15 protein-coding genes are annotated in these 13,954 nt (G+C 62.0%); 7 read left to right on the forward strand and 8 right to left on the reverse strand.

Annotation, left to right across the window (positions count from 1 at the left end; all coding sequences use genetic code 11):
- Nucleotides 1-21: 21 nt before the first annotated feature.
- From iolB to BOP93_RS14895, 3 genes are all read right to left on the reverse strand, one after another.
- Nucleotides 22-810 carry a 5-deoxy-glucuronate isomerase gene (iolB, locus tag BOP93_RS14885; protein WP_104503238.1) on the reverse strand — a complete coding sequence of 263 codons (789 nt, stop codon included), beginning with the start codon at nucleotides 808-810 and terminating at the stop codon, nucleotides 22-24.
- Nucleotides 811-812: 2 nt separating this feature from the next.
- Complete coding sequence (gene iolE, locus BOP93_RS14890) at nucleotides 813-1,700, reverse strand: myo-inosose-2 dehydratase (protein ID WP_104503239.1); 888 nt, start codon at nucleotides 1,698-1,700, stop codon at nucleotides 813-815.
- A gap of 85 nt (nucleotides 1,701-1,785) precedes the next feature.
- Nucleotides 1,786-3,723, reverse strand: a complete 1,938-nt coding sequence (locus BOP93_RS14895) for a bifunctional 5-dehydro-2-deoxygluconokinase/5-dehydro-2-deoxyphosphogluconate aldolase (protein ID WP_104503240.1) — start codon at nucleotides 3,721-3,723, stop codon at nucleotides 1,786-1,788.
- Between BOP93_RS14895 and BOP93_RS27455 the strand changes: the two genes are divergently transcribed.
- Nucleotides 3,722-3,925, forward strand: a complete 204-nt coding sequence (locus BOP93_RS27455; protein WP_157943506.1) for a hypothetical protein — start codon at nucleotides 3,722-3,724, stop codon at nucleotides 3,923-3,925. The two genes, BOP93_RS14895 and BOP93_RS27455, sit on opposite strands and share 2 nt — an antisense overlap.
- A gap of 82 nt (nucleotides 3,926-4,007) precedes the next feature.
- The gene (locus BOP93_RS14900) at nucleotides 4,008-4,916 is read left to right on the forward strand and encodes a MurR/RpiR family transcriptional regulator (RefSeq protein WP_104503241.1); all 909 of its coding nucleotides are present in this window, start codon (nucleotides 4,008-4,010) and stop codon (nucleotides 4,914-4,916) included.
- A gap of 222 nt (nucleotides 4,917-5,138) precedes the next feature.
- Here BOP93_RS14900 and BOP93_RS14905 read toward each other — a convergent pair whose 3' ends face one another.
- Nucleotides 5,139-6,044 (reverse strand): hypothetical protein, encoded by a 906-nt coding sequence (locus tag BOP93_RS14905; RefSeq protein WP_104503242.1) that lies wholly within the window; start codon nucleotides 6,042-6,044, stop codon nucleotides 5,139-5,141.
- 343 nt (nucleotides 6,045-6,387) lie between these two features.
- Here BOP93_RS14905 and BOP93_RS14910 point away from each other — a divergent pair, with 343 nt between their 5' ends.
- Nucleotides 6,388-7,071, forward strand: a complete 684-nt coding sequence (locus BOP93_RS14910; protein ID WP_010564812.1) for a response regulator transcription factor — start codon at nucleotides 6,388-6,390, stop codon at nucleotides 7,069-7,071.
- Entirely contained in the window at nucleotides 7,049-8,440 is a 1,392-nt protein-coding gene (locus BOP93_RS14915) for a sensor histidine kinase (protein ID WP_104503243.1), read from the forward strand. The genes BOP93_RS14910 and BOP93_RS14915 overlap by 23 nt, the downstream gene beginning before the upstream one ends.
- Nucleotides 8,441-8,564: 124 nt before the next feature.
- On the opposite strand, the gene BOP93_RS14920 is transcribed toward BOP93_RS14915, so the two are convergent.
- Nucleotides 8,565-10,166, reverse strand: coding sequence for a L,D-transpeptidase family protein (locus tag BOP93_RS14920; RefSeq protein WP_104503244.1), 1,602 nt, complete (start codon nucleotides 10,164-10,166; stop codon nucleotides 8,565-8,567).
- Nucleotides 10,167-10,205: 39 nt separating this feature from the next.
- Here BOP93_RS14920 and BOP93_RS14925 point away from each other — a divergent pair, with 39 nt between their 5' ends.
- Both BOP93_RS14925 and BOP93_RS14930 read left to right on the forward strand, forming a co-directional pair.
- Nucleotides 10,206-10,934, forward strand: a complete 729-nt coding sequence (locus BOP93_RS14925; RefSeq protein WP_104503245.1) for a murein L,D-transpeptidase catalytic domain family protein — start codon at nucleotides 10,206-10,208, stop codon at nucleotides 10,932-10,934.
- A 31-nt stretch (nucleotides 10,935-10,965) separates the two neighbouring features.
- On the forward strand, nucleotides 10,966-11,712 hold the full coding sequence (locus BOP93_RS14930; RefSeq protein ID WP_104503246.1) for a creatininase family protein: 747 nt from the start codon (nucleotides 10,966-10,968) through the stop codon (nucleotides 11,710-11,712).
- A gap of 133 nt (nucleotides 11,713-11,845) precedes the next feature.
- Here the strand turns inward: BOP93_RS14930 and BOP93_RS14935 are convergent, their stop codons facing one another.
- Entirely contained in the window at nucleotides 11,846-12,187 is a 342-nt protein-coding gene (locus tag BOP93_RS14935) for a hypothetical protein (protein WP_104503247.1), read from the reverse strand.
- A gap of 45 nt (nucleotides 12,188-12,232) precedes the next feature.
- Nucleotides 12,233-12,877, reverse strand: a complete 645-nt coding sequence (locus tag BOP93_RS14940; RefSeq protein ID WP_104503248.1) for an ATPase — start codon at nucleotides 12,875-12,877, stop codon at nucleotides 12,233-12,235.
- 142 nt (nucleotides 12,878-13,019) lie between these two features.
- Here BOP93_RS14940 and BOP93_RS14945 point away from each other — a divergent pair, with 142 nt between their 5' ends.
- Nucleotides 13,020-13,292, forward strand: a complete 273-nt coding sequence (locus BOP93_RS14945) for a hypothetical protein (RefSeq protein WP_104503249.1) — start codon at nucleotides 13,020-13,022, stop codon at nucleotides 13,290-13,292.
- On the opposite strand, the gene yfcF is transcribed toward BOP93_RS14945, so the two are convergent.
- Nucleotides 13,267-13,899: a glutathione transferase gene (yfcF, locus tag BOP93_RS14950; protein ID WP_104503250.1), complete on the reverse strand. Its 633-nt coding sequence runs from the start codon at nucleotides 13,897-13,899 to the stop codon at nucleotides 13,267-13,269. The two genes, BOP93_RS14945 and yfcF, sit on opposite strands and share 26 nt — an antisense overlap.
- Between the last annotated feature and the right edge of the window lie 55 nt (nucleotides 13,900-13,954).

Consider the following 13,954-nt stretch of genomic DNA (forward strand, 5'->3'; position numbering starts at 1 on the left):
TGTTCTCCGTGCAAAACCGTTTCAGAGGTCCAGCAGCCAACTGTGCTGCGGGTCGTTATGGAAATGCCAGGCACGCTTGGGGCCGGCCATGACGTTCAGGTAGTACGACTCGTAGCCGTACGGCACGCTGACCGGGTGATAACCCTTGGGCACCACCACCAGGTCGCTGTTTTCCACAGCCACGGCCTGGTCGATACTGCGATCGTCGGTATACACGCGCTGGAATACGAAGCCCTGGGGCGGATTGATCTGGTGGTAATAGGTCTCTTCCAGGAAGCTCTGGTGCGGCAGGTCATCGGTGTCGTGCTTGTGCGGCGGGTAGCTCGACGAATGCCCGGACGGCGTGCGCACTTCCACCACCAGCAATGAATGCGCCGGCTCGCTGTCGGGCAGGATGTCGCACACGTAGCGGGTGTTGGCGCCTTTGCCGCGCACGCTGCGCTTGCACTGTTCCGGGCGGATCAGGCGCGGTGTGTAACCGCCCGCGCCGGGTGCGGCGCACACCGCGATCTGTACGTCACTCAAGGCGGTGACCCGGGCGTCGGTGCCGGGCGGCAGGTAGGCGGCAAACGGGGATTTGTCCTCGAACACCGATTGACGATCCCCCAGGTTCTGCCAGTCGAAGCCCTCGCCCTGGATATTCACCCGGCCGCTGAGCAGCACCAGGCACAGCTCCTGGTCGCCGGCGCTGACCGGCAGCGTCTCCCCAAGGCTCAGGCGATAAGCGCTGAAACCCACATACTCCAGACGCCCCGCTTCCAGGGCGACCATGGTTTGCCCGCGCTTGTTACTCTTGACCAGCAAGCTCATGGTTAAGTCCTCTCGTCGAGCAATGCTCGCAACGTGTCATAGCCTTTTTTCGCATAGATATAGCTGGGCGCGACGGCCGGGTCCTGCTCGGCCTCGACCACCAGCCAGCCGCTGTAACCGGCGGCCAACAGCTCATCGAGCAATGGCGCAAACTCGATATCGCCGTCGCCGGGCACGGTGAAGGTGCCGTTGACGATGCAGTCGGGAAAGCTCCACATCTGGTTGCGCGCCAGCTGCACCACGGGTTTGCGCACGTCCTTGAAATGCACGTGGCAGATGCGCTCGATGTGCTTGCGCAGCACCTCAAGGGGTTCGCCGCCGCCCATGTAGCAGTGGCCCGAGTCGAACAACAGACCGACTTCCGGGCCGGTGCGGCGCATCAGCTGATCGATATCCTCGGGGGATTCGATATACGCGCCCATATGGTGGTGGTAGGCCAGGCGCACGCCCTGGGACAGGGTGAACCGCGCCAGCTCCGTGAGCTTGTCGGCGTACGCCTGCCACGCCTGCTCGCTGTGAAAGCGTGGGCGTTCGATCAGACGGACGCGCGAGCCCTGGATCGAATCAGCCACTTCGCCATACACCAGCACCGTCGCGCCATTGTGCTTGAGCAACTCGACGTGGCCGGCGATGGCCTCGATTTCCTCGGCCACCGAACGCCGCGCCAGGCGGCTGGAATACCAGCCGGAGACCAGCGCCAGGTCATAGGGGCGCAGCACATCGGCGACCCCTTTGGCGTCCTTGGGGAATTTGCCGTTGAGTTCAAACCCTTCGTAGCCGATCTCTTTACCTTCGCTGAGCGCGGTACTCAGCGGCGTTTCACCGCCCAGCGCCGGCAGGTCGTCGTTGCTCCAGGAGATCGGGTTGATGCCAATTCGGATTGCGGGCATGGCTGCACCTTTTATTGTTTTCAACTAACACTGAAAATCTGCTTTATGTGGGAGGGGGCTTGCCCCCTCCCACATTTGATCTGATTTAATTTCGCGCGCTGCGCCAGGCAGTAATGAGTTGCTCGAACGTCGCCTGCACCCGCTGGATCAGGGTCTCATCATCAATCTCCCCCGCCATCCACGCCTTGCTCGGTTCCTGGAAGATCGTGCGGCCCACGGCAAACCCTCGGCAGGTGGTGCTCTGGCTGGCCTGCTTGAAGCCGTCAGCGAGAAATTCCGCCGACGCATTCAGCCCCAGCAGCACCACACCCCGGCAGTACGGGTCGCGTTCTTCGATCAGTTCGTCGAGCTTTTTCCAGTCCGCGGCCGATTGCGCCTCGATCTTCCACCAGGCAGGGTAGATGCCCAGGTTGTACAGGCGCTTGAGGCTGCGGTAGAGCACGTCGGGATAGGTGGAGGGATGGTCCTTGGGCGGGATGACTTCCAGCAGCAGTTCATGGCCGCTGACAATGGACGCCTCGTACAGTGCCTTGAGCTGCGCTTCCTGCTCCAGGCGCAGCAGCGGTTCGTCGTCGGGGTGAAATTGCACCAGGCACTTGATGATCTGTTCCGCAGGCCAGGCGATCAGGTTGCTGCCGATAGAGCGGCCGTGTTCGAACGCCAACGGCCGCGAGTTCTGTACCTCCACCGGGCGCGCGATCCACCAGCCGCGGCCGCTCGCGGCGTTGAGCGCATCCTGGCCGAAACGCTGGTCGGCCAACAGGCCCACATCGGCCTCGATGCCCTGCTCGCCCAGCTTGCGCTCCACGCGCTCGATGGCCTGGATAAACAATTGCTTGATCGCACTGATGCGCGCCAGATCCTGGCCGCCGCGCTGGGCCAGGTCGACCAGTTGCCAGCGATGGTCGAAGGCAAACACGAACAGTTGCTTCCAGGTTTTGCGCGGCACGCTGACGCGGTGCAGGCGTTGCAGGGTCGCGTCATGGTCAGGCCGGGTGATCGGCACCGGGCTATTGAACAGGTACTCAAGCTCGGCAGGTGTCGGCATGGCCGGCGCGCAGGCATGGCGCGACACCACCAGGCCACCGCAGGCATTGGCCAACTGGCTGCAACGCTCATCCGTGGCGTCGTTGAGCCAACCGCTGAGGAAGCCCGACATAAAGGCATCGCCGGCGCCCAGCACATTGAGCACTTCCACGCGCACGCCAGGGTAGATCGCACCGTCTTCGAGGCGTTCGGGAATAGCGCCGTGAATCACCGTGCAGCCTTGCGGGCCGAGCTTGACCACCAGGGTGGCGGGCGTCAGTGCGCGCACCGTACGCAAGGCGCCGAGCAGGTCTTCACTGCCGCCGGCAATCAGGAATTCTTCTTCGGTGCCGACGATCAAGTCGAAACGCGGCAGGATCTTCTGCACATGCTGGCTGACATTCTGGTCGGCAACGAAACGGGTCTCGCCATCGGCCTTGCCGGCCAGGCCCCAGAGTACCGGGCGGTAGTCGATATCGAGCACGCGCTTGACGTTGTGTTTAGCCGCGTAGTCCAGTGCCTGGATACTGGCCTTGTACACCCCGTCGGTGGAGAAATGCGTGCCGGTGATCAGCAGCGCCTTGCTGGAAGCAATGAAGGCTTCGCTGATGTCTTCGGCGCGCAGAGCCATGTCGGCGCAGTTTTCGCGGTAGAACACCAGGGGGAAGGTTTCACGGTCCTTGAGACCGAGCAGCACCAGGGCGGTAAGGCGTTCCGGGTCGACCTTGATAGCGCTGACGTCGCAGCCTTCACGGGCCAGGGATTCCACCAGGAAGCGGCCCATATGGTCGTCGCCCACCCGGCTGAGCATCGCTGATTTCAGCCCCAGTCGCGCCGTACCGAAGGCGATATTGGCGGAAGAACCGCCGAGGTATTTGGCGAAGCTGGACACGTCCTCAAGCCGCGCTCCTACTTGCTGCGCATAGAGGTCGACGCCCAGGCGTCCGAGGCAAATCAGATCCAATTGACGCCCACTGGCAAAACGAGTCTGGCCCATGCTGGCTCCTGTTATTTTTATCAGCCTGCGCTGTGCCGCCGTGGCGACGGCAAACGCTCTTGGTGGGAGCAGACTAGAACGTCCGGCGGCGTCAATCAATATTTATTCCATAATTATTTTTAGTGGAATATTTTTTCCAATAAGCCAGCATAATCCTGTGGCAGCCGTCGTGCATCGTTTCAGCAGCCCGCGCAGGCCTTGATGCCGAGGTATTTTTTTGTGCCTACCCTGTAGACTTGCGCCACCCATCAGCGCACCAGACGAACACGCCAGAAGGATTGCCCATGTCCCGCACCGATCCCGAGACCACCCTGGAAGATCCCATCGCCAGCCCTGCGATCAATGCCGAACGCCTGTTGCAGCTGATCACCGAGGAATACGAAAGCCTGCCGCGTCAACTCAAGCGCATCGCCAGCTACATGAGCCAGCAGAGCGACCGGATCATGGTCGACCGCATCAGCGACATCGCCCGTGAATGCGAAGTGCACCCCTCGGCCATCGTGCGGTTTTCCCAGCGTTTCGGCTTCAGCGGGTTCAGTGAGATGCAGGCGTTGTTTCGCGAGGCGTATACCCACAAGACCACGCCAGTGCAGAACTACCAGCAGCGCATCCGCAGCATGATCGCCAACAAGTCGCAGAAGGCCAGCGGCGGCGACCTGGCGCGTGAGTGCGTCAACGCCACGTTATCCGGCATCGAACGGCTGGGGCTTGAGCTGGACGACACGGCCTTCGACAAGGCCGTGGACCTGGTGGTGAATGCCGACAACATCTACGTGGTCGGCGTACGCCGCTCATTCGCGGTGGCCGACTACCTGGTGTACAACCTGCAGCACACCAACAAGCGCATTCACCTGGTTTCGGGGCTGGGTGGCAGCTATCGCGAACAGATGCGCAGCGTGCGCGCCAATGACCTGGTGATCGCGATCAGCTTCACGCCCTACGGCAAGGAGACCCAGCACTGCCTGCGTATCGCCCAGCATCACCAGGCCAAGACGTTGATTATCACCGACAGCAACCTGTCGCCCTTGGCCAAGCGGGCGAACGCGGTGCTGTTGGTCAACGAAGGCTCCTCGTTCGCCTTCCGCTCACTGAGCGCCACGCTGTGCCTGTGCCAGGCATTGTTCATTGCAGTGGCGTATCGGTTGGAGTTGAAGGTGGACGAGATTCACGAGCAGGTGGGGTTCGACGACTAAGGCTGGTTTACCGCCAACCAAATGTGGGAGGGGCTTGCCCCCGATAGCAGGGTGTCAGTCGCCGAATCAGCTGATTGACACTCCGCTATCGGGGGCAAGCCCCCTCCCACAATGGACCGCGATGAATCCGGATCAGTGCATGAAAATGGCGATCAGGATAATCAGCGGAATTGGCACGCCGAGGAACCACAGCAGTAATGAGCGCATCATGTTCTCCTTGATTTAACGAATGTAGTTTTCGGTTTCGACGTACACCACGGCATCCCGGCGGCGACCGCCGAAGGTGGCGGCGAAGCTGGCGAAGAAGGCACCGATCAGCAGCGCGACGAAGGTCCAAAGCGAGGTGTAGGCGGCGACTTTGGCAGCGGTGTCGGCGGCTTGCTTGGCTTTGACCTTGGCGTCTTCGACAGCTTTACGGGCATCGCCGTAGACCTTGTCGATGCGTGCCTCGGCATCGGCCTGGCTGAGGTTGGTGCGCTGGCTGATCAACTGGGCCAGGTAGGTACGGTCTTCCGGAGCCAGTTGGCCGTCATTGCTCAACGTACGCGCAAAGATGCGACCGACCACGGCATGGGCGGCGTCATCGCCGACGGCTGCAGGGCGATCGTCGCGGAACAGGCTGTCGACGTAGTAGCCGAAGTCGCCGCTGTGGGCGCCCTTGGTCATGCTGCCGGCGGCCTGGGACATGCCGCTGGCGGCGCCCGATGCAACGCTGGCACCGGCTTTGACGCCGCCGCTGACCACGCTGCTGACCGAACCGACCACCAGCATTGCGGTGATCAGTGTCGCGACCGCCCAGGCCAGGAAGCCGTGTGCGGTGTCACGGAAGTACACCTCATCGCCATGCATATTGGCCCACTTCACGCGCAACCGGCCGGCAATGTAACCGCCCAGGCCCGACGCAACGATTTGGGTGAATGCCAACCAGACAATCGTGGAAATGCCAAGCCCCTTGGCGCTCATGCCGCTGTCGGCCCACGGCGACACCGCCGAAAAGCCCAGGCCGAAACCCAGCAGCACCAGGATCAGGGACAGTGCGGCTGCGGCCGCGGCCCCAGCAAAAATCGCCCCCCAGGAAACCCCGGAGAGCGCGCTTGACTCTTGCAGCGTGGATGAGGATGTGATCATTGTTGTTTTGCTCCAGGCATGAAAAATAGTGTTACAAGTCTCAAAAAGGACAGTGCAGGCAGCGTGCCAGCCCTAAAAAAAACAAACTGCTTATATTTCAACAAGTTAACTAAATTGAACTTCTTAAAGTCATGCAAGTTGCAAGAATGGTCTGTAGAGAGCGGGCGTTATGCATTCTCCTGTTGAACACCCAATGTGGGAGGGGGCTTGCCCCCGATTGCGGTGTGTCTGGTAAGCATTGACAAACTGCCCTACCCCTAGATGAAGTTTTATTTAGGAAACATTCAGCAACTTCTTGGCAAAATGTCCCCACTTCTAGTGTGAACGCTCACCAGGTAATCCTATGACCCGCATTTTGACCATCGAGGATGACGCCGTAACGGCCCGCGAGATCGTCGCCGAGCTGAGTAGCCATGGACTGGACGTAGACTGGGTGGACAATGGCCGCGAAGGCCTGGTCCGTGCCGTCAGTGGTGATTACGATCTGATCACCCTCGACCGCATGCTGCCCGAACTCGATGGCTTGGCCATCGTCACCACCCTGCGCACCATCGGCGTATCCACGCCGATCCTGATGATCAGCGCCCTCTCCGACGTGGACGAACGCGTGCGCGGCCTGCGCGCCGGCGGCGATGACTACCTGACCAAGCCCTTCGCGTCCGATGAGATGGCCGCCCGCGTCGAGGTGCTGCTGCGACGTAAAAGCACGGTCAAGGAATTCGAAACCGCCCTGCGCGTGGCCGACCTCGAACTGAACCTGATCAGCCGCGAAGCCAGCCGCGCCGATCAGCCGCTGAGCCTGTTGCCCACCGAGTACAAGCTGCTGGAATTCTTGATGCGCAACACCGGGCAGATCCTGTCGCGGATGATGATCTTCGAGGAAGTCTGGGGCTATCACTTCGATCCCGGCACCAACCTGATCGACGTGCACATCGGTCGCCTGCGCAAGAAAATCGACCCGCCGGGCCTCACGCCGCTGATTCGCACGGTACGAGGCTCGGGATATGTCATTGCTGAACCCCTCTAAGGGCTGGCGCTCTTCCAGCAGTCGGTTGCTGGCGCTGTACAGTTCGCTGTTCGTGGCGTGGAGCTGCATCCTCATGGGGGTGCTGTACTATGAGGTGTCGGGTTACCTCAGCGACCTGTCGCGCCATTCGCTGATGCAGCGCCAGCATTTGTTCCAGCGCTTCGACGGTGAAGAACTGGTGGAGGCGCTGACCACCAGCATGACGTTCGACATGAAAGGCGTGGATGCCTACGGCCTGTTCGACGAACAGTTTCGTCCCTTGAGCGGGCCGATCCGCGCCGTGCCGCCCGACTTGCCGCTCGATGGCAAGATCCACGCCCTGGCCAACTGTGTCGATTCCGACGACCCGAAACTGCCCAAGGACAGCTGCGACGCCGTGGCCACCCACACCGAAGACGGCCGCTGGCTGGTGCTGGTGCGCGCCAACGGTTCGCTGTTCGGCGTGACCCGGATCATCTGGCATGCCCTGCTGTGGGCGCTGTCTCTGACCATCATCCCCGGCGTCGCCGGCTGGCACTTGCTGCGCCGCCGTCCGCTGCGACGCATTCGCGGCATTCAGGCGAGCGCCGAGGCCATCGTCGCCGGCGACCTGACGCACCGCTTGCCGCTGTCGAACCGGCGCGATGAGCTGGACATGCTCGCGGCCATCGTCAACGCCATGCTCGACCGCATCGAGAAGCTGATGAACGAGGTCAAGGGCGTGTGCGACAACATCGCCCACGATCTGCGCACCCCACTGACGCGCCTGCGTGCGCAGCTTTACCGCATCAAGCAACAAGCGGAGGAAGACTCGGCCCATGCGGTGAAGCTCGATGACGCGATTGCCGAAACCGACACACTGATGGCGCGTTTTCGCGGCCTGCTGCGGATTTCGGAACTGGAAGACCACCAGCGACGGTCGGGCTTTTTGCTGATGGACCCACTGCCGCTGTTGCGCGAGCTGCATGACTTCTACCTGCCCCTGGCCGAGGAAGGCGAGCTGGAACTGCTGCTGCAGACCCCGGATTCACTGCCCTGGATTACCGGCGACCGCGCCCTGCTGTTCGAGGCCCTGGCCAACCTGCTGAGCAATTCGATCAAGTTCACCCCGCCCGGCGGCAAGGTGATCCTGCGCGCGGTCAATGATGTGGGCAGCACACGGATCGAAGTGCTCGACTCCGGGCCGGGGATTCCTGCCGCCGAACGGGCGTCGGTGTTCCAGCGCTTCTACCGGGTCGATGAGAGTGATCAGCAAGGCGGTTTCGGCCTGGGCCTGTCGATTGTCGCGGCGATCATCAACCTGCACGGCTTCAAGCTGGACGTGGCCACCAGCGAACTGGGCGGCGCGCGGCTGGTGCTGGAGTGTCGTCAGCAGTTGATGCCCGAATAGGTAAAGATCCAAATGTGGGAGGGGGCTTGCCCCCGATAGCGGTGTGTCAGCCAGCTCAATCTGTAGCTGACACACCCTCATCGGGGGCAAGCCCCCTCCCACATGGGTACCAAGCCATTCAGCTCTACAACACACTCCCCATGGCCTTGATCAATACCGGATCACGCGCGTAGATATCCGGCGCATACACCAGGCTTCCCTGGCGATCCACTTCCACCGTCCAATACCCCAGCAGCACCGGTACCGGCGTGGCCAGCCTGAATTCATGGGTGATGCCGGTGGCCAGCAGCTCGTCGGTGCGCGTACGTTCGGCCGGGGTCACCAGCAGGTCGCGCAACAGCAGCGGTTGTTCGACCCGCACGCACCCCGAGCTGAACGCCCGTGGCCCCTTGGTAAACAGTGGCTGGCTCGGCGTGTCGTGCAGGTAAACCGAATACGGGTTGGGGAAACGCATCACGATCTTGCCCAACGGGTTGCGCGGCCCCGCCTCCTGGCGCAGCAGGATATTGCCGGGACGCGCCCAGTCGACCTGCTCCGGGGTCAGCGGGTGGCCTTCGGCGTCAAGCACTTGCAGGTTCTGCTGGCGCAGATACTCCGGATTGAGGCGGATGGCCGGCAGCTTGTCCTCGCGCATGATGGTGGGCGGGATGGTCCATGTCGGGTTGAGGGTCAGGCGCGTAATGCGCGATTTGAGCAGCGGTGTCTGGCGCTCGGCGCGGCCCACTTGCAGGCGGGTCTGCCATACCGGGATGCCACTCTGATACACGCTCAACTGCGCGGCCGCGACGTTGACCACCACGCCTTCGGGCTCCAGATCGCGGGCCAGCCAGCGGAACCGCTCGAGGTTGATGCGCAACTGGTCGCGGCGCATCGCCGGGCTGATGTTGAGTTCGGCCACCGTGCCGGCGCCGATCACACCGTCGGCCTGCAGGGAGTGGCTGAGCTGGAAGGCTTTGACCGCAGCGACCAGCTCGGGGCCGTACTGCCGGGCGCTGCCCTTGGGTTCAGAGGTCAGGTAACCGCCGCGGTAGAGGCGCCGCGCCAGTTCCGGCACCCGTGGGTCTTCCATGCCCGGACGCAACAGCGGCCCACTGCCCACCGCCTCCCACTGCGGCAACGGCTGCTGGCGCGCACTGGAATAAGCGTTGCGCAGGCTGCGATACAAATCCGCGCTCGGGCGCGCCTGGTCGAACGCGCGGACCATGTCCTGCAAGCCGGTGGCGGCGAAGGCCAGCACGGCGGTGTCCGGTTCGTCGGCAGGCGGTTGAGCGTGCCAAAGCGGTTCGAAACGCGATTGCTGCAGACGCCCGAAGTGCAAATCCTGCAGGGCCTGGAGGTACTGTTGGCTGATCGCGATATCGCTGCACAGCACATTGGCCGTGGCGTCTGTGGTGGGCAAGCTATAGTGGGTGGGGTCCAGGCCGTCGTCGGCCAGCATCAGCAACTGGTCGTGCAAGGCCTGCCGACGCTCGTCGGCCGACCACAGCGGCGCATCGCCCTGCTGCTGGTAAAAGGCTTGCAGGCGCAGTTGCGCGCTGGCGTCGATACGCGGCGCGAGCTGCGGGCAGACACTGGGCAACTGCGCCAGGGCCTGTTGCAGCGGAGCCAGGTCGACCGGTGCCGGGGTCGTGACGGGCAACGGCTCCAGCGGCAGCGCTTCGGCTGTGGCGACCAGTGGTGTAACGAGCAGGCAAATGCTCAAGTAACATGCGTGTTTTTTGAACAATTGACTTAGCTCCACTCCACAGCGGGGACTCGACTGTAGATGCTGACTTTTATGCGCCGGCTCGGTTTAACCAACCTGGGCCTGATTACCGCGAGCCTGGCGTTATTGAGCAATGTTGCGCTCGCCGCCAATGGCCCCGCTCCTTCCTTGTATAGCAGCCTGGCGCGCTCGGCTCCAGAACTCAATCCCATCGTGTTGAAAAGCGCCCTGAGCGCGGTGCAGTGCGCGGTCAATAACGGCGAGGAACGTTCCGATCGCCTGGCGGTAATTGACTACTCCCAGCCTTCTACCGCCCGTCGGCTATGGATTTTCGACCTGCGCAAAAAAACCCTGGTATTGCGCGACCTGGTGGCCCACGGTGCCAAGTCCGGCGAAAACTTCGCCACCGCGTTTTCCAACCTTGAAGGCAGTCACCAGTCCAGCCTGGGCCTGTTCCGCACCCAGGAAAGTTACCTCGGCACCCACGGCTACTCGCTGCGCATGGACGGCCTGGAGCCTGGCTTCAATGACCTGGCCCGCGACCGCGCCATCGTGATTCATGCCGCCGACTACGTCAGCCCGTTATGGAGCAAGCGCGAAGGCCGTATCGGTCGCAGCCAGGGCTGCCCGGCGGTGCGCCCGCAAGTCGCGCGCCAAGTGGTGGACAAGCTCAAGGACGGACAATTCATGTTTTCGTGGTACCCCGACCAGCGCTGGTTGAAGTCTTCGACCTATCTCAATTGCAAACCCCAACAGGTGGCCAGTAGTCGTACAATCCGTGGCGGATAGCCTGTCTCCCACCGATAAAAGAGAGCGTCGCATGCTTCTACATAAGTCCACCTGGATCGAGATCGGGCAGTTTCTGCAGCGCAGCCGCACGGTGGTGATCCCCATCGGCTCCAACGAACAACACGGCCCTACCGGCCTGCTGGGCACCGACTGGATGTGCCCGGAGATCATCGCCCTCGAGGCGCAGAAGAATGCCGATATCCTGGTCGGCCCGACGTTCAACATCGGCATGGCCCAGCACCACCTGGGCTTTCCCGGCACCATTTCGCTGCGCCCTTCCACCTTTATCGCCGCGATCGGTGACTGGGTGCGCTCGCTGGCCGGGCATGGTTTCGACAAGATCCTGTTCCTCAACGGCCACGGCGGCAATATCGCCACCATCGAAGCGGCGTTTTCCGAACTCTACGCCGAAGCCAGCTTTGCCCGCCGCCCGGCCGGGTTCGCATTGAAGCTGGTCAACTGGTGGGACCTGGAGGGCGTCACCGACCTGGCGCAGCGCCAATTCCCGGTGGGCCATGGCAGCCACGCCACGCCGTCGGAGATTGCCGTGACGCAATGGGCCTATCCGGACTCGATCAAGTCAGCCGATTACTCGCCGCAAATCGCCAACACCGGCCCGATCCGCGAAGCCCTGGACTTCCGCGCACGCTTCCCCGACGGACGCATGGGCTCGGACCCGGCATTGGCAACGGTGGACAAAGGCGGTGAGTTGGTCGCGCTGGCGGCGCAGGGGCTGGTCAAGACCGTGAATGCCTTCAGCAATGAGTCAAAACCCTGAGTCGAACACTATCCAAATGTGGGAGGGGGCTTGCCCCCGATAGCGGTGGGTCAGTCAGCTTATTTGTTACTGACACACTGCTATCGGGGGCAAGCCCCCTCCCACATTTGATTTGTATTCATTCTTGCACAGGCTACTGGCAATCCTGTGCCGCCTGCTCGAGCCGCGACGCCTTGATCGCCGAAGCCAGCGGTTTGCGCTCATACAGGAACACCTTGGTGCCATCCTGGGACTTGTAGGCTTCCAGCACGTCATCGGCCGCGATCTTGCTGGTCAACAGCACCTTCGCGTGACGCGAGTTCTGCGTCACGGTCGAAGTAATGCCGTGCTTTTCAAGCTTGGGCAGTACGCATTGCACATAGGCTTCGGGGGTCTTGGCGGTTTGCAGGGTCAGCGAGGGGGCATTGGGGGCCGTGATACAACCGGTCAGCGCCAGGGAAGTAAAGGCCAGGGCCGGGGCGAAAAAAGCGCGCATAAACATTCCTGAAAATAACAAAATAGGTGCCTGTGGATCCGCGTATCAGCCGGCGCGGACCAGGGCTTTGAGCGATGCGTCAAACTGCTTCAAGGCATCTTGTTGTACATCTCGCTGCTGCTCGATCTGCGCGGCAATCTCGAATGCTGACTTGTCATGCACCCACACCGATGGCACCTGCTTGTCCACCGCGCCTTCGGCCTTGGCGATGTATTGCAGGTCGGCGTCATAGAACCGCGCGGTAAAACGCGCCTCGACCACGTCGTTACGCGGGGTCAGCAATTGGTTATGGGTATCGAGCACCACCACCACGTCCGGATGCGCCTGCACCAGGGCATCCAGGCTGCCATACACCGTCACCGAGACAAACGTACCTTGCAGCGAGTTCATCAGCCAGTCGATGGCCAGCTCCGGATCGGAGCTGTTGACGAACGCCTCGCGAATACGCCCGTCCAGGGCATCTTTGGCGCCATTCAAGGCCATGGCGTGGTAGCGCTCAAGGTAGCTGAGGTTGTCACGCGTGTTTTCGCTGTACAACACCCCCACCGATTGGGCGCGCTGCAGGGAGTTTACGCCAGTGGCGAGTGGCAGCAAATGGCCCGTACGCGGCTCATCGGCGACGGCCGGGTTGGTCAGCACGGCGGTGCCGAGCATCAGGGTGATCAAAGCCAGCTGGAGTAGAGTCCTCATCGCGCATTTCCTTGAGCAGCGTTTCGATGAGCGGATTTTGCGCTTTTGCCGTAAAAACAGAACTTGCGATCCTTGATGGTGACTATCATTTGAACCGATAGTATCAGGTAGCCCAACCCATAAAACCTATAAGGACCATGCCATGAAGCGTCACCAGAAAACCTTCGACCGCATCCGCGAAGCCGTATTGCCGGAGTTTCGCGAGCGAGTCGCCGATTACCTGGTCGAATATGAAGACGTCCTGTTGAGTGAGACAAGCGATGCCGGCGCCCAATCGGCCAGCGCCCAGCAACTGCGTGGCTACCTGCGCGGCCTGAACACCACGCGCGTGCTGGGTATGGCCGATTGGGAAGACCTGGACCGGCGCGTCGCGCAAATGAACGAGAGCCCTACACCCGAGGGCGTGGCTGGTTGACCCATGCCTGCACTGACGGCCTTTGCCATTGGCGTTGAGCGTAAGCCACCAACTGCGCAGGCACGGCGTCGCCGTTGAGGATCAGGCGATTGAGCATCACCGCCAGGTCCACGTCGGCAATTGACCAGGTGCCAAACAGGTACTCACGATAATCCGCCAGCAAAGCGTGCGCCGCACTGATCAACCTGCCCGCTGCCGCCTCGGCTACCGGCGACAGCGACGGCATCTTCTGACCGCAGAACACCACCAGCGTCGAGCGCTCCTGGCGAATCGGCAGTAAATCGCTGCGCAACCACGCCTGCACCTGCCGCGCCCTCGCCCTCTGCTGCGGGTCGAGCGGATAAACGCGGGTCTCGGGATAGGCCTCGTCCAGGTATTCAATAATCGCCGAAGACTCCGACAAGGAGAACTCGCCCTCCTCCAGTGTCGGCACCCGCTGGGTCAGTGACAGTCGCGCGTAATCCACGGTCTGGTGCTGGCCGGCGCCAAGGTCCAGGGGTACGGTCTCGAACGCCAGGCCCTTTTCCCGCAAGGCGACGAACACCGACATGGCATAGGGGCTGGTAAACAGCGAATCAACGTAGAGGCGCAGCGGACCGTGGCTCATGGACCATCTCCTTGAAATGAGGCTCAACGCTACGAGATCCCGGGCGATAAAGACA

It is taken from the genome of Pseudomonas orientalis, assembly GCF_002934065.1.
GTDB classification, from domain to species: domain Bacteria; phylum Pseudomonadota; class Gammaproteobacteria; order Pseudomonadales; family Pseudomonadaceae; genus Aquipseudomonas; species Aquipseudomonas orientalis_A.